This is a genomic window from Roseomonas sp. KE2513 (genome assembly GCF_016107305.1).
GTDB lineage: Bacteria > Pseudomonadota > Alphaproteobacteria > Acetobacterales > Acetobacteraceae > Roseomonas.
Window position 1 is genome coordinate 66,329 of sequence record NZ_RCVR01000007.1, and the last position, 17,725, is coordinate 84,053.

A 17,725-nucleotide genomic window follows, 5' to 3' on the forward strand; every position below is an offset into this window, starting at 1 on the left:
CAGGAAGGGGGGAACGGGAAATAGAACTAATCCCGGATCACCGCATCCGCGAAAGCCAGATGGGGATCCAAGGGCCTCAGGCCCTTGGCGGGTGAGGTCCAGAGAGGGCAGAGCCCTCTCCGGGGGCCGCCAGGTACCGGCAGGCCAAGATCGGCTCAGACCCCCCGCGTGTTCACGTAGACCGAGTAGAGCGACCGTGCGCCCGTGATGAACAGCCGGTTGCGGCGGAGGCCTCCGAAGCAGAGGTTGGCCGCGCGTTCCGGCAGGTCGATGTGCCCGATGGGCGCGCCGGCTGCGTTAAACACGCGCACGCCATCCTGCTCGGCGGTGCCCATGCCCCAGCCGCACCAGAGGTTGCCGTCCTCGTCCACGCGGAAGCCGTCCGGCGTGCCGCCGGGCTCGGCCACGATGAAGTCACGGCGGTTCGAGAGGCGCGCGCCATCGACGGCGAAGGACAGGATCTTGCGCGGGTTGGTTCGGCTCTCGACGATGTAGAGGAGCGATTCGTCGGGGCTGAAGGCGAGGCCGTTGGGGCCCTCGATGCCCTCCGCCGCCACCTCCAGCGTGCCGCGCGCGGGGTCGATGCGGTAGACGTTCTGCGGCAGCTCGGGCTCGGCGCGCTCCCCCTCGTTGTCCGAGAGAATGCCGAAGGGCGGGTCGGTGAACCAGATCGTGCCGTCCGATTTCACGACGACGTCGTTCGGGGAGTTGAGGCGCTTACCCTCGTAGCGGTCGGCGAGAACCGTGATCCGGCCATCGTGCTCGGTGCGCGTGACGCGCCGCGTCAGGTGCTCGCAGGTGACCAGCCGGCCCTCCCGGTCGCGCGTGTTGCCGTTGGCGAAGTTGGATGGAGTGCGGAAGGTGGTGGTGGCGCCCGTCGCCTCGTCCCAGCGCAGCATGCGGTCGCCCGGCACGTCGGACCAGACGAGACAGCGGTGGTCGCCGAACCAGACAGGGCCTTCGCCCCATCGCGTGCCGCCCGCAAGCTTCTGCACGGGCGCATTCATCAGCCGGTAGCGTGCGAAGGAGGGATCGAGATCCCGCAGACGAGGGTCCGGATAGCGGGCGGAGGGGACCCAAGGGGTCTCGTTGTCGAAGGGACGTTCCATGCGGAGGAGGCTGCGCGGGTGCGCAACCTCCCGCAAGCCCCCCACGTTGGGGTTGCGGACGTAACATTGGGAGAATCAGCCGATGCGCGGCATCCTTCTCTGGTTGATCGGGATCCCCATTCCCGTGATCCTGCTGCTCTGGCTCTTCGGGGTGTTGCACTAGGCCCTTCGCCGCCAAGCCCCTTCGGCCCAGTGCGGCCGAAGGGGAGATGCGCGATGCCACTCTCGCTTCCGGCCCGCTTCGCGGACAGGATGCGCTCCATGGACGCCCCCGCCCGTACCATTCCGCAGAGCCCGCGCGCCGAGGCCACGCGCCAGCGTATCCTCGATGCCGCAAGAGCCGAGTTCGCGGCCAATGGCCTGGCCGGCGCGCGGGTGGATGACATCGCCGCGCGCGCCGGCGCCAACAAGCGCATGATCTACGCCTATTTCGGCAATAAGGAGGACCTTTGGGTCGCCGTGCTGGAAGCGGCCTACGCGCATAAGCGCGACGAGGAACGGGCGCTGCGGGTGGACGACCTGCCGCCCGGGGAGGCCATGGCGCGGCTGGTGCGTTTCAACCTCCGCTACACCGCCCGCCATCCCGACTTCGTCGCCCTGCTGAACCAGGAGAACCTGCACCGTGCCGCCTATCTCGCGCGGAGCGAAAGGGTGCCCGCCCTCTACTCTCCGCTTCTCGAGACGCTGCGTGCCGTGCTGCGCCGCGGCGTGGCCGAGGGGGTCTTCCGGCAAGGCGTGGACCCCATGCAGGCCTATGTGACGATCGTATCGCTCGGCCATTTCTACGTCTCCAACATGCACACCCTCTCGGCCATCTTCGGCACCGGCCTCGGCACGGAAGCTGCCATCGAGGCCCGGGAGGCACATTCGGTGGAGGTGGTGCTGGGCTGGCTTCGTCCGTGACGAAGCGCTTGACCTTGTCTTCCAGCGGGTCTTAGGTAACCATGCGGTTACTTACTGAGCCCGGTGGGAGGAAGCGCGAATGGCGCAGCGGCGTATCGGCCTGATCATGCATGGCGTGACCGGGCGCATGGGGATGAACCAGCACCTCATCCGCTCCATTGCGGCCATCCGGCGGGATGGCGGCGTGCCGCTGGCCAATGGCGACCGCATCATGCCGGACCCCATCATCGTCGGCCGCAACAAGGAGAAGCTGGAGGCACTGGCCAAGGCGCATGGCGTGGACCGCGTGGGCACGGATCTGGACGCAGCGCTCGCCAACCCCGACGACACGATCTTCTTCGACGCCGCCACAACGCAGATGCGCGCGGAGCTGATCCGCAAGGCGATCGCGGCAGGCAAGCACATCTACTGCGAGAAGCCGACCGCCGATAACCTGGCCGATGCGCTGGACTTGGTCCGCGTCGCCAAGGCCGCCGGCGTCAAGCACGGCGTGGTGCAGGACAAGCTCTTCCTGCCGGGCATCCGCAAGATGAAGATGGTGATCGACAGCGGCTTCCTCGGCCGCATCCTCTCGGTGCGCGGCGAGTTCGGCTACTGGGTCTTCGAGGGCGACCTGCAGCCGACGCAGCGGCCGAGCTGGAACTACAAGAAGAACGAGGGCGGCGGCATCATCCTCGATATGCTGTGCCACTGGCGCTATGTGCTGGACAACACCTTCGGCGCCACGAGGTCCGTCTCCTGCCTCGGCGCCACCCATATTCCCGTCCGCTACGACGAGAACGATAAGCCCTACGAGGCCGATACCGACGACGCCGCCTATGCCACCTTCCAGCTGGAGGGCGGAATCGTCGCGCAGATCAATTCCTCCTGGACCACGCGCGTGCGGCGGGACGACCTCGTCACCTTCCACGTGGACGGGACGCACGGTTCGGCCGTCTGTGGGCTGACCGATTGCTGGACGCAGTCCCGCGTGAACACGCCCAAGCCCGTCTGGAACCCCGACGAGCCGCAGACGATCAACTTCTACGAGGGCTGGCAGAAGGTGCCCAGCACCCAGCCTTATCCGAATGGCTTCCGCGTGCAGTGGGAGGAGTTCCTGAAGCACGTGGCCGGCGAGCGCGCCGACTATCCCTGGGACCTGATGGCCGGTGCCAAGGGCGTGCAGCTTGCGGAAGCCGGGCTGCAATCCTGGGCAGAGCGCCGTTGGATCGACCTGCCGACGCTGGAGGCGTGACATGGCCACGCTGAACCTTCCGACCGCCGCCGGCACGGTGGAGGCCTATACCACCGGCACGCCCGGCAATTTTGCGACGGCGAAGCCGCCTTATCCGCGCGTCGCCTATGCCGCGGCCCATGTCGTGGCCGACCCGCTCGCGGAGCAGGATCCCTGGCTGGACGCGAAGGTGGATTGGGACCGCACCATCGCCTTCCGACGACATCTCTGGTCGCTCGGCCTTGGCGTTGCCGAGGCCATGGACACGGCGCAGCGCGGCATGGGCCTCGACTGGGCCGGGGCGCAGGAACTAATCCGCCGCTCCCTCGACGCCGCGCGCGACTTCCCGGACGCCTTCATCGCCAGCGGCGCCGGCACGGACCACCTGGCCCCTGGGCCCGACGTGACGGTGGACGACGTCATCCGCGCCTATGAGGAGCAGTGCGAGGCGGTGGAGGGGATGGGCGGGCGCATCATCCTCATGGCCTCCCGCGCGCTGGCCAAGGCTGCGAAATCCCCGGCGGACTACGTGCGCGTCTATGACCGCGTGCTCTCCTCCGTGCGCCAGCCCGTCATCATCCACTGGCTCGGTGAGATGTTCGACCCGGCGCTGGAGGGCTACTGGGGCCACCACGACCATATGCAGGCCATGGAGGTGGCGCTGGAGGTGATCGCCGCCCATGCGGACAAGGTGGATGGCGTGAAGATCTCGCTTCTCGACGATCGGAAGGAGGTCTCGATGCGCCGCCGTCTGCCGAAGGGCGTGCGCATGTACACGGGCGACGACTTCAACTACGCCGAGTTGATCGCGGGCGATGCCGAGGGCCATTCGGACGCGCTGCTCGGCATTTTCGACCCGATCGCGCCCGCGGTGGGCGGCGCGCTGGCCGCGCTGTCGCGGAATGATCTCTCCACCTTTCACGAGATCCTGACGCCGACGGTCCCGCTCTCCCGCCACATCTTCAAGTCGCCCACGCGCTTCTACAAGACGGGCGTGGTTTTCATGGCCTGGCTGAACGGCCACCAGGATCATTTCGCGATGATTGGCGGGCAGCAATCCACCCGCTCCATCCAGCACTTCGCCGAGTTGTTCCGGCTTGCTGACAAGGCCGGGCTGCTCTCCGATCCGGAACGCGCCGCGTCCCGAATGAGGACATTCCTCGCCCTTCACGGGGTGGCGTGATGGGTGCGCCGGGACCGCTGTCCCTCAACACCGTCACGGTGAAGGAGCGCTGGGACCTACGCGAGTGCATCGAGGGCTGCGCGCGCCATGGAATCCCCGGTATCTCCCCCTGGCGCGACGTGCTCCAGGCCATGGGCGTGGAGGCGGCTGCGCGCGCGATCCGCGATGCCGGGCTGTCCGTCTCCGGCCTCTGCCGTGGCGGCATGTTCCCGGCGGCGGACGCTGTGGGCCGTGCCGCGGCCATCGAGGACAACCGCCGCGCCATCGCGGAGGCGCACGCGATCGGTGCCGCCTGCCTCGTCATGGTCTGCGGCGGGTTGCCGCCGGGCTCGAAGGATATCGAGGGCGCGCGCGTCATGGTGCGGGACGGGCTGCACGCCATCATGGAGGATGCGCGCGCCGCCGGCGTTACCATCGCACTCGAGCCGCTGCACCCGATGACCTGCGCCGACCGCAGCGTGCTCTCCACGCTCGCCCAGGCACTCGACCTCTGTGACGAGCTGGGCGCGGGCAGCGGTATCGCTCTCGATGTCTATCATGTCTGGTGGGATCCGGCGCTGCGGGCGCAGCTGGCGCGGGCAGGAGCGCGCATCGCCGCCTTCCACGTCTGTGACTGGCTGGTGCCCACGACCGACACCGTCTTCGACCGCGGCCTGCCCGGGGAGGGGGTGATCGACATCCCCACGATCCGCGCGATGGTCGAGGCCGGCGGCTATCGCGGCCACACGGAGGTGGAGGTGCTCTCCCGCCGCTGGTGGGCCGCCGATCCGGACGAGGTGCTGCGTGAAATGAAGCGGCGGCACGCCACGGCCTGCTAGTCTGCGCGACACAAGACTTGGAGGAACGACAGGAATGACCATTGCCCGACGGACCTTTCTCGCCAGCGCCGCGGGGCTCGCGGCCCTGCCTGCGTGGGCGCAGGACTGGACGCCGCCACGCCCCATCCGTTTCGTCGTTCCCTTCGCCGCCGGCGGGGCCACCGATGTCGTGGCCCGCGTGCTGGCGGATCGCATGGGCGAGAAGCTGGGCCAGCCCGTGGTGGTGGAGAACCGCGCGGGATCGGGCGGCAACATCGGCGTGGAGAACGTGGTGCGCGCGCCTGCCGACGGCACCGTCATCCTCATGGGCACGACGGGCACGCTGACGATCAATCAGCACCTTTACAACAACATGGGCTTCGATCCCGTGCGGGACCTCGCGCCCATCTCCATGGCCTTCGCGACCGATCACGTGTTGATCGTCGGCCCGAACGTGCCGGCCCGCACCGCGCAGGAATTCATCGCCTGGCTGCGCGAGAACCCGGGCAAGGCGAGCTTCGGCTCCGCCGGCTCCGGTTCCTCCACGCATATGGTGGCCGAGCTGTTCCGCTCGGCCGCGAAGGTGGAGGTGACGCATGTGCCCTATCGCGGCAGCGCGCCGGCGCTGAACGACACCGTCGCCGGCAACGTGCAGTTCATGCTCGACCAGTTGCCCTCCGCCATTGGCCAGATCCAGGGCGGCCGCGTGCGCGCGCTGGCCACCACCGGCCCGCGCCGCACCGCGCAGCTGCCGGAGGTGCCGACGATGAAGGAGATCGGCCTGCCGGATGCCGAAGCCACCTCCTGGGGCGCGGTCATGGCCCCGCAGGGCACGCCGGCCGCGGCTATTGCGCGAATGAATGCGGTGCTGCGCGAGGCCCTGGCCGATCCCGCGATCCAGGCGCGCTTGGTTGCGGCCGGAGCGGACGCGGTTTCCTCCACCCCCGGGGAGCTGTCGCAAAAGATGGTGCAGGAGGCGGCGACCTGGGGCCGGGTGGTGCGCGATGCCCGGATCACCGTGAACTAGGCGGGATCAGCGGGCGTAGTCGCCCACCGCGCGCCGGGCCGCGTCCTCGCGCCCGGCGCGCGTCACCTCCCAGAGCGGGTTGTCCACGGCCAGCCGCTGCCCGCCGTCGCGCTGCACCGGCCGGAACACGGCCGTGCCGTTGCCGCGCGAGTTCGTGCCGAAGAGCGAGAGCGGCACGCGCACGTAGATTCCCTTGTCGAAGGAGCCCTCTCCGAAGCGGGAGAAGGGCACGTTGGTGAAGGTGGCGAAGCCGCCGACCTCCACGCCGCTGTCGAAGCGCCGGCCCATCTCGATCGTCGCGCCCCAGTCGCCTGCCAGGTAGCGGCCGGCGCGCAGGATGCCGTAAAGGTTCCAGAAGGGCAGGTCGGCGTAGAGCGAGACGTGCCCCGTCGCCACGCCGTAGCGGCGGAAGCCGAAGAGGCCGTCGGTCGCGCGTTGCTGCACGAGGTTGAGGTCGAGGCCCAGCGCGAAGCCCCGGTTCACCGGGCGCCAGAGCACCTCGGACGAGACGCCGCCGAACATCGGTTCCAGCAGCCCGGCGCTGGCGCGGGCGAAGACATCCGGCGTCAGGTTCCAGATCCCCTCGGCGTAGAGGCCGGGGATCGAAGTCTTTCCGTCCCGCGCGTAGAGCGCGTAGTCGCTGCGCACATGCGGCAGCTTGCTGTCCGAGGGCAGGCCGCGGTCGAGATTGCCGAAGACTGCCTGCTGCAAGGCGCCCGACAGGCTGTAGGCGCCCCACTCCACCCGCCCGCCCGCGGCGGCCGCGCCCTGGTAGCGCAGCGTGCGGCTGGGATCGCCGAGCTGCAGGTTCAGGCGGGGTTCCAGCACCCAGTCGAAATGCGGCCCGGGCTCGGCATAGGCCTCGGGCCATGGTGCGCCCTTGGCGGGGAAGAGGGTGGTGGCGGACCAGGCCTCCTCCGGGCTGCCGAGACCGGCGCGGGGTGCCGCGTTCTCCACGGTCCGGCGCGGCACCATCAGCGAGGCCGTCTCAATCCCGGCTTGCCACCAGGAGAGGCGGATCGCCTCGACCTCCGGCGGGAGAATGCCGTTGACCGCGCGCAGCACGCGGGAGGCGACCTGGGGCAGGGTGCGGAAATCCCCCTCGGCCACCGCGATCCGCGCCTCCACCCCTCGTTCCTCATAGGCGAGGGGGCGGAAGCCCGCGGCGCGCAGGGCGGCGAAGACGGCCGTGGCGCGGCCATGCTCATCGCCCCCGTTCTCGTGTCGGTGGGTGGCGCGCGCGGGCATGGCCGGCAGGGGGCGCAGCGGCGTGGCGGCGGGCGGGTTTGCCGCGTCCATCCGGAGCGAGATGCGGGCCATCAGGTCCGTCCCGTGCACGAAGGAGAGGGCGGCGTCCACGTACTCGCCCGACCATTGCAGGCCGAGGTTGACGGGGCTCTCGGCCAAGCCCCTCAGCGGGCCGCGGCGCACGGGATAGCCGCCGCGCTCGTCCCGCAAGGCGTCGCCGGACCACTCGATCTTGGCGCGCAGGCCGTCCACCTCGCCCCAGGGCGTGTCGAAGCGGGGCAGGCTGTATTCCAGGCCGCCGAAAAGGGCCGTGTTCTCGCCCCGGAAGAAGTCCAGCCGCAGCGTGCCGCCGCGCCCGATGCTGCGGGGGCGCACGCGGAAGGATTCGGAGATCTCGGTCAGCGGGTTCGTCACGTCGCCCCGCGTGCCCAGCCGCCCGAAGCCGAGGCCGAGCGTGAAATCCGCCGGCCCCCAGCGGCGGGAGGCCACCACGTATTCCCCGCCATAGAGGCCGGTGCCGATGAGGTCCTGCAGGCCCACCGCCACGGCAGGCGTCCAGGCCCCCTCCTCCAGCAGGCGCAGCTTGAGGTCGAAGGAGCGGTCGGTGGTGGTGCCGCGGCCGGTGGTGGCGTTCAGGCGCTCCGTCAGGCGGAAGGTGGTCTCCAGGAAGGGCAGGGCCTGGAAATTGGCGAAGAAGAACCGGCGCTGGTGGCGTAGCGTGGCGCCGGCCTCCAGGGTTCCGTCCTCGCGGAAGCGGGCGTTACGCATCTCGATGAGGCCGGCCCCGCCGAAGTCGCTTCCGGTGGCCGGCACCTCCTCCGCCCGGGCTGCCGCGGGAAGGGCCAGAGGGGCGGCCAACAGGGCGAGCAGGAGGACGGCGGGCCTGGCGGCACGCGTCATGGATGACTTTGTTGCTCCCGATTTTGTGATCTATTGGTCATGTGCTTCGGGCGAAGGCAAGCGCGAACCCACCACCTCTGCGCGTAACGAGTGGGATGGACACCCGCCGGACACGCTCCCAGGATCCCGGCCATGACCTTCTCGCTCCTCGGCCGCTGCGCCCGGACCGGTCAGATCGGCGCGGCGGGCGCTACCTCGGATATCGGGGTGGGGGCGCGCATTCAGCACGTCGCGGGCGGGGGCGGGGCGGTGCTCACGCAGCACCGGACGGACCCGCGCCTCGGCCCGCGTGGCCTGGCTCTGCTGAGGAGCGGCTGCTCGGCCGTGGAGACAGTAGCGGCGCTGGTCGCCTCCACCGCCCATGCGGAATGGCGCCAACTCGCGGCGCTCGATGCCGCGGGGCGCACCGCGCACCACCACGGCGCTCGCGTGAAGCCCGCCCGCGCCGCAGCCCATGGGCGGGATTGCGTGGCTACCGGCAACATCCTCTCGAACGAGGCGGTGCCCGAGGCCATGCGGCGCGCCTTCGAGGCCGAGCCGGATGCGCCGCTCGGCGACCGTCTGCTCGCGGCGCTGGTCGCCGGGGAGGCGGCGGGCGGCGAGCACGGACCGGTCCTCTCCGCCGTGCTGGAGGTGCATGGCGGGCACGATTTTGCCCTGGCCGATCTTCGCGTGGACCGCGCGGCGGCGCCCATCGCGGAGCTGGCGGGTCTATGGCGCGACTACGCGCCGAAGATCGATGAGTTCGTCCTCCGCGCGACCGATCCCGACCGGGCGCGCGGCGGCGCCTCCGGCGGTCTGGAGATTTCCGCATGAAGCGCCGCGAGATCGCCGGCCTCGGTGCTGCCCTTGCCGCCAACACCCTCGACGCGGGAGCCGCTATGGCCCAGGACGCCCCACGCCCCCCGATGGGCGGCGCCATCACCGAGGTGCCGGGCATCCGCGTCGGCCATTTCACCGAGACGCGCCGCCCGACCGGCTGCACCGTCATCCTCGCGGAGGAGGGGGCAACCGCCGGGGTGGATGTGCGCGGCGCCGCCCCCGGCACGCGGGAGACCGACCTGCTGAACCCCGCCAACCTCGTGGAGAAGGTTCACGCCGTCCTTCTCTCCGGCGGCTCCGCCTTCGGATTGGAGGCGGCGACCGGCGTGGTGCGCTGGCTGGAGGAGCGCGGCATCGGCTATCCCGCCGGTCCCGCGCGGGTGCCGATCGTGCCAGCGGCCATCCTGTTCGACCTCTCCGTAGGGGACCACCGCATCCGCCCCGACGCTGCCGCCGGCTACGCCGCCTGCGAGGCCGCGCGGGGCGAGGCTCCGGCGGAGGGAAGCGTCGGCGCCGGCACGGGCGCGACCGTCGGCAAGCTCTTCGGCATGGCGCGGGCGATGAAGGGTGGCGTCGGCACCGCCTCGCTCAAGGTCGGCGCGATCACCGTGGGAGCCATCGTCGCGGTGAACGCGGTGGGCGACGTGATCGAGCCCGGCACGGGGCGTATCCTGGCCGGCGCGCGCGACCCGGAGGGCCGCCGGCCCTTCGGCACGACCGCCGCCCTGCTGCGCGGCGAGCTTCCGCCGCCCATGCAGGCGGGAATGGCGACCACGATCGGCGTGGTGGCGACCGATGCCGCGCTGACCAAGGCGCAGTGCCAGCGCCTCGCCGGCGCCGCGCATGACGGTTTCGCCCGGACCATCGACCCCTCCCACACCATGTCGGACGGCGACACGGTCTTCGCGCTTTCCACAGGCAGGAGCGGGCTGCCGGGGAACATGATGGCCCTCGGCGCCATCGTGCCGCAGGTGATGGCGGCGGCCGTGCTGCGGGCGGTGATGGCGGCGAAGGGAATCGCGCCCAGCCCGCCCGGGATGTCGGAGCTGGGCTAGGGTCTATCCTGGCAGGAGGGCGGATCGCCCGGCCTCCACGACGAAGCGGCGCTGCGTCGAGAGCCCGGTGTCGCGGTCCCGGACGTCGTCGATGGCCCGCAGCTCCGCCGTGGCCGTTTCCGGGGTGAGGGTCATCATGAGATAGCCGCGCGCGCTGCCGTTCGCGTGGGCGATGTGCGGGTCGGCCGGGTAGCTCTCGCGGTAGCGGCCGCCCTGGCTGGTGATGGAAGTTCCCGTGAACTCCACGGCCACGGGGGGCGTCTCCGGCCGGTCGAAGTCGGGGCGCAGCTCCGCCACGAGATGCGCGTGGATGTCGCCGCCGATGACCAGCGGGTTCGGCGCGCGGCTGGCCGCGAGGTCCCCCAGCAGGCGCGCGCGGGCGGCGGGATAGCCGTCCCAGCCGTCGGTCCAGTAGGTGACGGGGGTTCGCATCGTACCAAGGCGGGCCATGCGCGTCTGCTGCGCGAGGACGGTCCAGCGCGCCCTCGCGCCGCCCAGACCCTCGCGGAGCCACGCCTCCTGCGCGGGGCCGAGCATGGAGCGGGCGGGATCGTCCAGCTCGGCGCAGGCCTCCCGCGAGACGTAGCCGCCACCGCCGCGCCCCGGTCGCTGGCAGGCCTGGTAGGCGCGGTACTGCCGGTCGTCCAGGATGTGGAAGCCCGCGAGGTCGCCGAAGCCGGCGCGGCGGTAGATCCGCGCACTCGCCCCGTCCGGCCGGGCAGAGAGGGGGAGCGGCATGTGCTCCCAGAAGGCCTTGTAGGCCGCGGCACGGCGCGCGAGGAAAGCCGCGCCTTCCTCCATCTCGCCGCGGTCGGCGGCGTAGTCGTTGCTCACCTCGTGGTCGTCCCAGGTGACGAGCCAGGGGCAGGCGCGGTGCATCGCCTGAAGGTCGGGGTCGGTCTTGTAGAGGGCGTAGCGGTCCCGGTAGCCCTCCAGGTCCCGAGCGCTCGGCCCCTCGTGGCTGCGCACGAGGTTGCGGCCCCAGGAAGCCTCGTAGATGTAGTCGCCGAGGAAGACAACGAGGTCCGGGTTCTCCGCCAGCATGTGGCGATAGGCGCCGTAGTAGCCCTGCTCGTATTGCTGGCAGGAGGCCACGGCGAAGCGAAGGCGCGCGGGCAGGGTGCCGGGCCGGGGGGCGGTGCGCGTACGGGCCGTGCCGCTCTCGGCACCGAGGGCGGTGAATCGGTACCAGTACGGGCGGTCCGGATCGAGGCCGGTGACCTCGACGTGAACGGAATGCGCGTCCTCCGCCACGGCCATCACGCGGCCGCGGCGGACCACGTCGCGCAAGCCCTCGTCACGCGCCACCACCCAGTCCACCGGCACGGGCGCGGGCGTCATGCCGCCGCCCTGCCAGCGCGTGGCTAGGCGGGTCCAGAGAACCACCAAATCGGCGCCCGGCTCGCCCGAGGCGACGCCGAGGGCGAAGGGGTAATCATCCGCCCGCGCGGGGAGGTGGCCGAGCAGCGCCAGGCCCGGCATGGCCATCCCGGCCCGCAGCAGGCCGCGCCGGGTAAGGAGGAGGGTCATGGAAGCGGCCTCGCCGTCGCCTGGAACGCGCGCATTCTGTCGCGGAAGGGCGCCCGCGCCCAGGCCCGGCCCCTTGGCGGCCGGGCGGGTGCGGGGCGATGATCCCGTGCCGCGCCTGGATGCGGCGGGGTGGCCGGAATGGTGGCTGCCCGGACGAGGCCTGGGGGAACGATCAGGATGGAAGCCTTCACCTACGAGGCGCTGCCCGCGCGCGTGATCTTCGGCACGGGCACCCTCGCCCGCACGGGGGAGGAGGTGCAGGCCCTCGGCTGCAAGCGCGTCCTCGTGCTCTCCACCCCCGAGCAGCGCGACATGGCGGAGGCCCTTTCCGCCCGCCTCGGCCCGCTCTCCGCCGGTGTCTTCGCGGGGGCCGCCATGCACACGCCGGTCGAGGTGACAGAGCGCGCCATGGCGGCGCTGCGGGAGGCCGGCGCCGACTGCACCGTCGCCATCGGCGGCGGTTCCACCACCGGGCTGGGCAAGGCGATCGCGCTACGGACCGACCTGCCGCAGATTGCCATCCCCACCACCTACGCCGGATCGGAGGCGACGCCGATCCTCGGCGAGACCGAGGGCGGGCGGAAGACCACCCAGCGCACGCTGAAGGTGCTGCCTGAGGTCATCCTCTACGACGTGGAACTGACGCTCAGCTTGCCGCCTGCTCTCTCCGCCACTTCCGGCATGAACGCCATCGCGCATTCGGTGGAGGCGCTCTACGCGCGCGACGGCAACCCCGTCACCTCGGCCATGGCGGAGCAGGGGATCGCGGCTCTCGCCCGCGCCTTGCCGCGCATCGTGAAGGACCCGGGCGATCGCGAGGCGCGCTCGGACGCGCTGTTCGGCGCCTGGGCCTGCGGCGTCTGCCTTGGCACGGTCGGCATGTCGCTGCACCACAAGCTCTGCCATACGCTCGGCGGCTCCTTCGACCTGCCGCACGCGCAGACGCACACGGTGGTGCTGCCCCACGCCACCGCCTTCAACGCGCCCGCGGCGCCCGAGGCCATGGCGCGCATCGCCCGCGCGCTCGGCGCCGGCGAGGCGGCGACCGGGTTGTTCGACCTCGCCCAATCCCTCGGCGCACCCGTCGCGCTGCGCGATCTTGGCATGCCGGAGGACGGGCTGGACCGCGCGGCCGACCTCGCGACCGCGAACCCCTACTGGAACCCGCGCCCGGTCGAGCGGACCGCCATCCGTGCGCTGCTGGACGACGCTTGGCACGGGCGGCGGCCGGGGGAGCGGTAGTGGCTGTGCTTGTGCTGGTCTTGTGGCGCTGGTGACTCCGGGGAGAGGAAGAAGGAATTCTTCGTCTCCCCAGACCCCTATCATCTTTTTCTTCGAATTTAGGATGCCTTGCGGCCGGTGCGCCTCGGGTCGTGAACCCGAGGCGATGGCACGCGCAGAAGGGCACCAGGAAACCGAACCGGCCGTCAGTCACCGCAGCCGCGAAAGCCAGACGGGGATCCAAGAGCCTCAGGTCTTTGGCGGGGCGGGATGAACGCTGCGCGTTCACCCGGAAGCCGCACGCGCCAACCGGTCAGCGCGAAGCTGCAGCCCGTCGCCGGCGCAGGATCACGACGCAGCCCAGCGCGATCCCGATGACGGCAAGCGATAGCCCGGTGGTGACGGTGCCGAGCGCGTAGATCTCCGGCGTCGTCACCGTGGTGGTCAGGCCCTGGAGTTCCAGCGGCAGCGTGTTGCGGCCGCCGATCGCCTGGCTGGTGCGCGCCACCTCGTCCCAGGAAAGGGTGAAGCCGAAGAGCGCGACGCCGACGAGAGAGGGCGCGATGATCGGCAGCACCACGTGGCGCAGCGTGCGCCATGGCGTCGCGCCGAGATCGCGCGCGGCTTCCTCGTAGGCGGGGTTGAAGCGGTTGAAGACCGCGAAAAGGATGAGCAGGCCGAAGGGCAACGTCCAGGTCAGGTGCGCGCCGAGGGCTGAGCTGTAGAGGCCTGACGAGGTCTCGTAGCCCTGCAGGAAGCCCCAGCCCGTGCTCTCGGCCAACGACTTCATCATGTCGTCGATGATGCGGAACTCGAGCCCGATGCCGAGGCTGACGACGATGGAGGGCACGATGAGGCTCGCGACCGCGACGTAGAACAGCGCCCCCTGGCCGATAAAGCGCTTGCGGAAGGCCAAGCCCGCGGGCAACGCGAGCAGAACGGTCAGCAGCATCACAACCGCGCCGAGGCGAAGCGAACGTCCGAAGGCCGCCCAGATGTCCACCACGCCCACGCCCTGCCACAGCTTCGAGAACCAGTAGGTGGAGACCCCGTTCATCGGGAAGGTGAGCCCGCCGGACGGTCCCTGGAAGCTGAGCACGATGATCGCGAGGATCGGCCCGTAGAGGAACAGCACGAAGAGGGTGAACAGCGCGGCCAGCCACCAGAAGGCGGCGGGGCGGCGCTCGCCGTCGCGGCTCATCACAGCTCCCGCCGGATATCGACCAGCCTGGTCAGGGCCCAGATCATCAGCAGCACGATGCCGAGCAGCACCACGGCATTGGCGGCGGCGATCGGAAATTGCAGGTAGCTCATCTGCACCTGGATCACCTTGCCGATGGAGGCGATCTGCTGCCCGCCCATGATGCCGACGGTCACGAAATCGCCCATCACGATGGTGAGCACGAAGATGGAGCCGATGACGATGCCGGGCTTGCAGAGCGGGATGACCACGTTCCACAGCGTCTGCCAACCCGAGGCCCCGGCGTCGCGCGCGGCCTCGATGAGGGAGCGGTCGATCCGCGCCATGGAGTTGAAGATCGGCACCATCATGAACAGCGTGTAGAGGTGCACGAAGGCGAGCACGACGGAAAATTGCGAGTAGAGCAGCCAGTCAAGCGGCCCCGTCGTCAGCCCCACCGCCTGCAGCCCCTGGTTCACCAGCCCGTTCCGCCCGAGCAGCGGCACCCAGGCAACCATGCGGATGATGTTGGAGGTCCAGAAGGGCACCGTGCAGAGGAGGAACAGCGCCATCTGCACGGGCACGCTGCGGACGTGGAAGGCGAGGAAGTAGGCGATGCCGAAGCCGAGCACGAGGGTCGCGGCCCAGGACATCAGGGCGAAGCGCAGCGTCGAGAGATAGGTCGCGAAGGTGACGCAGAGTTGGGGCAGCTTGTCGATGCAGCCCTCGAAGACTTCGCGATAAGCATCGAGGTTGAGGTCGGGCGTCAGCACGTAGTCATCGAAGCGCCAGAAGGAGACGGCGACGGTGAGCACCAGCGGCACGATGAAGAAGACGAGGAAGAGAAAGGCGAAGGGCGCCGCCTGCCAGTAGGCGGTGCCCCGGCCGCGCCGCATGGTGCGCGCGTCCTTCGCCGTTGTGTCGGACACGCGCACCATGCCATCCATCATGCCCGCGACTCAGGCAGCAATGAACTCGTTCCACTTTCGGATGAGGTAGCTGTTCTCGTCCATGACGGCGTTCCAGCAGGCCACGCGGCCCATCCGCTCCTCGTAGGAGCCGCCGTCGCGCGTGGTGCCGGCCTTCTCCAGCAGGGAGCCATCGGGCGCCTTGATGTCCTGCGCGGCCGGCTTGCCCTCCATCCAGTAGGCCCATTCGTAGGGCTCCATGTTCGCCTGCGCCGTCTCCAGCACCGCGGAGTAATAGCCCTGGCGGTTGAGGAAGGCGCCGGCCCAGCCGGAGAGGAACCAGTTGATGAATTCGTAGGCGGCGTCGAGCTTGCGCCCGTCCAGCGTGCGCGGCATGCCGAAGCCGGTGGCCCAGGCGCGGTAGCCCTCCTTCAGCGGCTGGTAGATGCACTGCACGCCCTGGCTGCGCACCTTCGTCACGGCGGGCGACCACATGGACTGGATGACCGTCTCGCCGGAGGCCATCAGGTTCACGCTCTCGTTGAACTCGGACCAGAAGGCCCGGAACTGGCCGGCCTTCTTGGCCTCGGTCAGCATGGCCATGGTGCGGTCGATCTCGGCCCGCGTCATGTTGCCCTTGTCCGGGTACTTATACGCGCCGGTTGCCTCCATCACCATGGCCGCGTCCATGATGCCGATGGAGGGAATGTTGAGGATCGAGGCCTTGCCCTTGAACTGCGGGTTCAGCAGCTCGGCCCAGCTGTCGATCGGGCGGCCGATCAGGTCGGGGCGGATGCCCAGGGTGTCCGCGTTATAGGTGGTGGGGATCAGCGTCATCCACTCGGTGGGGGAGGAGGCGAGATCCTTGCTGCCGCGGCCGGTGATGAACTGCACCTTCTTCGGCGCCGTGCCCTGCTCGCCCAACGTCTTGCCGCCCGCCGTCACGCCGCGGGTGAAGACCGGCGTGATCTTGTCGAACAGCTTGATCCGCCGCGCCTCGATGCCCTGCAGGTTGCCGGAGGGCAGCACGCGCTTGACGGAGAAGTACTCCATGTCCAGCAGGTCGAAGGTATTCGGCTGCGTCACCGCGCGGCGGATCACGTCATCGGTCGTAACCGGGATGTACTCGATGGTGATGCCCAGGTCCTGCTTCGCCTTGGCGGCGATCTCGGCACTCTGGTTCACGGCCGTGCCGAGGTAGCGCAGCGTCACCGGCTCCTGCGCGTGCACGGCTGGGGCGGCAAGCTTCGTGGCCGCGCCGGCGATGGCGAGGCCGGCGGTGGCGCGCAGCATGTCGCGACGGCCGGGCCGCGCGCTCCGGCAGGGTGTCTCGGTCATGGGGTGGATTCCTCCAGGGCCGGCACGAGGGCCGACGGTTGCGCGTCGCGCAGGGAATGGGCGTCGCCCGCCTCCCAGCGCGCGGTCACGGCATCGCCCACCGCGAAGGGGCGGGCGGCGAAGGCGTCGTCCGGCACTACGGCGAAGAGTTCCGTGGTGCCAAGGGCGTGATCCAGGGGCCGCAGGCGGAGCTGCACGAAGGAGCCCTGGTACTCCACCGTCTCCACCCGCGCGCCGAGCGAGAGGGGCGTCGTCGGCGAGGCTTCCGGCAGGAGGCGCATCCGGTCCACCCGCACCGCAATGGTGCTGCCGCCTGGCAGAGCGATCACGTTGTGCCCGCCGATGAAGCGGGCGACGAAGGCGGTGTCGGGCCGGGAGAAGACCTCGCGCGGCGTTCCCGCCTGCTCGATTCGCCCGTTGTTCATCACCACCACTAGGTCCGAGAGCGCCATGGCCTCCTCCTGGCTGTGGGTGACGTGGATGAAGGTGATGCCCAGCTCCGATTGCAGCCGCTTCAATTCGGCGCGGACCTGGATGCGGAGGAAGGGGTCGAGCGCGCTCAGCGGCTCGTCCAGCAGCAGGACCGAGGGCTCGGTGACCAGCGCGCGGGCAAGCGCCACGCGCTGCTGCTGCCCGCCCGAGAGCTGCGCAGGCAGGCGGTGAGCGAGGGCCTCCATTCGCACCAAGGTGAGCATCTCCCGCGCCTTCCTCTGGCGGGTCGCCTTGTCCACGCCCCGCATGCGCGGCCCGAAGGCTACGTTGTCGAGGAGGTTGAGGTGCGGGAACAGGGCGTAGGACTGGAACATCATGGCCGTGCCACGAGCCGCGGGCGGCAGGTGGCCGACCTCGCGCGGGCCGATCAGCACGTCGCCGTCGCTGGCGGTTTCATGCCCCGCGATCATCCGCAGGGTGGTGGTCTTGCCACAGCCAGAGGGGCCGAGAAGGCAGCAATAGGCGCCCTCCGGGACTTTCAGGTTGATCGCGTCCACCGCCACGGCGGAGCCGTAGCGCTTGCTGACCTGAACAAGTTCGACGCTGGCGCCGTGCATTCGTCCCCGCATTCGCTGGGCCGGGCGGCCCTTGGCCTGAGACTGAGCAAGGTGCGTGCCAACGGGCCTGGGTGGCGTCCGCGGCTTGCGTCCCTAAGGCAGCGACGGTGCGGCGGGGACGGCCGGCCGGCGCATGCCGCCGGGCCAGGTGGATGGTGCGCCGGGGCAGCGCCCTCTTCAACTCATCGCCATAGGGGCCCGGCGCCATCAGAATCGGGCCGATCCGGGTTATGTCTGCCCTT

Annotated in this window: 15 protein-coding genes; 8 read left to right on the forward strand and 7 right to left on the reverse strand. The window is 70.2% G+C overall.

Going from position 1 to position 17,725, the window contains the following annotated elements; translation table 11 throughout:
- Positions 1-155: 155 nt before the first annotated feature.
- Positions 156-1,109, reverse strand: coding sequence for an SMP-30/gluconolactonase/LRE family protein (locus D9599_RS09175; protein WP_198380928.1), 954 nt, complete (start codon positions 1,107-1,109; stop codon positions 156-158).
- Between the two features lie 261 nt (positions 1,110-1,370).
- On the opposite strand from D9599_RS09175, the gene D9599_RS09180 reads away from it, so the two are divergent.
- From D9599_RS09180 to D9599_RS09200, 5 genes are all read left to right on the forward strand, one after another.
- Positions 1,371-2,012, forward strand: coding sequence for a TetR family transcriptional regulator (locus D9599_RS09180; RefSeq protein WP_198380929.1), 642 nt, complete (start codon positions 1,371-1,373; stop codon positions 2,010-2,012).
- A gap of 79 nt (positions 2,013-2,091) precedes the next feature.
- Positions 2,092-3,246 (forward strand): Gfo/Idh/MocA family protein, encoded by a 1,155-nt coding sequence (locus D9599_RS09185; protein WP_198380930.1) that lies wholly within the window; start codon positions 2,092-2,094, stop codon positions 3,244-3,246.
- Between the two features lies 1 nt (position 3,247).
- Complete coding sequence (locus tag D9599_RS09190; RefSeq protein WP_198380931.1) at positions 3,248-4,408, forward strand: dihydrodipicolinate synthase family protein; 1,161 nt, start codon at positions 3,248-3,250, stop codon at positions 4,406-4,408.
- Positions 4,408-5,226: a sugar phosphate isomerase/epimerase gene (locus D9599_RS09195; protein WP_198380932.1), complete on the forward strand. Its 819-nt coding sequence runs from the start codon at positions 4,408-4,410 to the stop codon at positions 5,224-5,226. Before D9599_RS09190 ends, D9599_RS09195 begins: the two co-directional genes overlap by 1 nt.
- A gap of 34 nt (positions 5,227-5,260) precedes the next feature.
- Positions 5,261-6,232, forward strand: coding sequence for a tripartite tricarboxylate transporter substrate binding protein (locus D9599_RS09200; protein WP_198380933.1), 972 nt, complete (start codon positions 5,261-5,263; stop codon positions 6,230-6,232).
- A 6-nt stretch (positions 6,233-6,238) separates the two neighbouring features.
- On the opposite strand, the gene D9599_RS09205 is transcribed toward D9599_RS09200, so the two are convergent.
- Entirely contained in the window at positions 6,239-8,380 is a 2,142-nt protein-coding gene (locus D9599_RS09205; RefSeq protein ID WP_198380934.1) for a YjbH domain-containing protein, read from the reverse strand.
- A gap of 132 nt (positions 8,381-8,512) precedes the next feature.
- Here D9599_RS09205 and D9599_RS09210 point away from each other — a divergent pair, with 132 nt between their 5' ends.
- A complete protein-coding gene (locus D9599_RS09210) occupies positions 8,513-9,196 on the forward strand; it encodes a DUF1028 domain-containing protein (protein ID WP_198380935.1) in 684 nt (227 codons plus the stop codon).
- Positions 9,193-10,257, forward strand: coding sequence for a P1 family peptidase (locus D9599_RS09215; protein WP_198380936.1), 1,065 nt, complete (start codon positions 9,193-9,195; stop codon positions 10,255-10,257). The genes D9599_RS09210 and D9599_RS09215 overlap by 4 nt, the downstream gene beginning before the upstream one ends.
- Positions 10,258-10,260: 3 nt before the next feature.
- On the opposite strand, the gene D9599_RS09220 is transcribed toward D9599_RS09215, so the two are convergent.
- The gene (locus D9599_RS09220; RefSeq protein ID WP_198380937.1) at positions 10,261-11,787 is read right to left on the reverse strand and encodes an alkaline phosphatase; all 1,527 of its coding nucleotides are present in this window, start codon (positions 11,785-11,787) and stop codon (positions 10,261-10,263) included.
- A gap of 177 nt (positions 11,788-11,964) precedes the next feature.
- On the opposite strand from D9599_RS09220, the gene D9599_RS09225 reads away from it, so the two are divergent.
- Positions 11,965-13,029: a maleylacetate reductase gene (locus D9599_RS09225; RefSeq protein ID WP_198380938.1), complete on the forward strand. Its 1,065-nt coding sequence runs from the start codon at positions 11,965-11,967 to the stop codon at positions 13,027-13,029.
- A gap of 292 nt (positions 13,030-13,321) precedes the next feature.
- Here D9599_RS09225 and D9599_RS09230 read toward each other — a convergent pair whose 3' ends face one another.
- The 4 genes from D9599_RS09230 to D9599_RS09245 are packed head-to-tail and all read right to left on the reverse strand — an operon-like array spanning position 13,322 to position 17,483.
- Complete coding sequence (locus D9599_RS09230; RefSeq protein WP_198380939.1) at positions 13,322-14,209, reverse strand: ABC transporter permease; 888 nt, start codon at positions 14,207-14,209, stop codon at positions 13,322-13,324.
- Positions 14,209-15,138: an ABC transporter permease gene (locus D9599_RS09235; protein WP_309228587.1), complete on the reverse strand. Its 930-nt coding sequence runs from the start codon at positions 15,136-15,138 to the stop codon at positions 14,209-14,211. The genes D9599_RS09230 and D9599_RS09235 overlap by 1 nt, the downstream gene beginning before the upstream one ends.
- A gap of 9 nt (positions 15,139-15,147) precedes the next feature.
- Entirely contained in the window at positions 15,148-16,434 is a 1,287-nt protein-coding gene (locus D9599_RS09240) for a PotD/PotF family extracellular solute-binding protein (RefSeq protein WP_198380940.1), read from the reverse strand.
- Positions 16,431-17,483: an ABC transporter ATP-binding protein gene (locus D9599_RS09245; protein ID WP_198380941.1), complete on the reverse strand. Its 1,053-nt coding sequence runs from the start codon at positions 17,481-17,483 to the stop codon at positions 16,431-16,433. The genes D9599_RS09240 and D9599_RS09245 overlap by 4 nt, the downstream gene beginning before the upstream one ends.
- Positions 17,484-17,725 lie beyond the last annotated feature (242 nt).

Coding starts and splice junctions, on each gene's coding strand:
- D9599_RS09175 (WP_198380928.1), bottom strand. CDS start 1,109: ATGGAACGTCCCTTCGACAACGAGACCCCTTGGGTCCCCTCCGCCCGC.
- D9599_RS09180 (WP_198380929.1), top strand. CDS start 1,371: ATGGACGCCCCCGCCCGTACCATTCCGCAGAGCCCGCGCGCCGAGGCC.
- D9599_RS09185 (WP_198380930.1), top strand. CDS start 2,092: ATGGCGCAGCGGCGTATCGGCCTGATCATGCATGGCGTGACCGGGCGC.
- D9599_RS09190 (WP_198380931.1), top strand. CDS start 3,248: ATGGCCACGCTGAACCTTCCGACCGCCGCCGGCACGGTGGAGGCCTAT.
- D9599_RS09195 (WP_198380932.1), top strand. CDS start 4,408: ATGGGTGCGCCGGGACCGCTGTCCCTCAACACCGTCACGGTGAAGGAG.
- D9599_RS09200 (WP_198380933.1), top strand. CDS start 5,261: ATGACCATTGCCCGACGGACCTTTCTCGCCAGCGCCGCGGGGCTCGCG.
- D9599_RS09205 (WP_198380934.1), bottom strand. CDS start 8,380: ATGACGCGTGCCGCCAGGCCCGCCGTCCTCCTGCTCGCCCTGTTGGCC.
- D9599_RS09210 (WP_198380935.1), top strand. CDS start 8,513: ATGACCTTCTCGCTCCTCGGCCGCTGCGCCCGGACCGGTCAGATCGGC.
- D9599_RS09215 (WP_198380936.1), top strand. CDS start 9,193: ATGAAGCGCCGCGAGATCGCCGGCCTCGGTGCTGCCCTTGCCGCCAAC.
- D9599_RS09220 (WP_198380937.1), bottom strand. CDS start 11,787: ATGACCCTCCTCCTTACCCGGCGCGGCCTGCTGCGGGCCGGGATGGCC.
- D9599_RS09225 (WP_198380938.1), top strand. CDS start 11,965: ATGGAAGCCTTCACCTACGAGGCGCTGCCCGCGCGCGTGATCTTCGGC.
- D9599_RS09230 (WP_198380939.1), bottom strand. CDS start 14,209: ATGAGCCGCGACGGCGAGCGCCGCCCCGCCGCCTTCTGGTGGCTGGCC.
- D9599_RS09235 (WP_309228587.1), bottom strand. CDS start 15,138: ATGATGGATGGCATGGTGCGCGTGTCCGACACAACGGCGAAGGACGCG.
- D9599_RS09240 (WP_198380940.1), bottom strand. CDS start 16,434: ATGACCGAGACACCCTGCCGGAGCGCGCGGCCCGGCCGTCGCGACATG.
- D9599_RS09245 (WP_198380941.1), bottom strand. CDS start 17,483: ATGCACGGCGCCAGCGTCGAACTTGTTCAGGTCAGCAAGCGCTACGGC.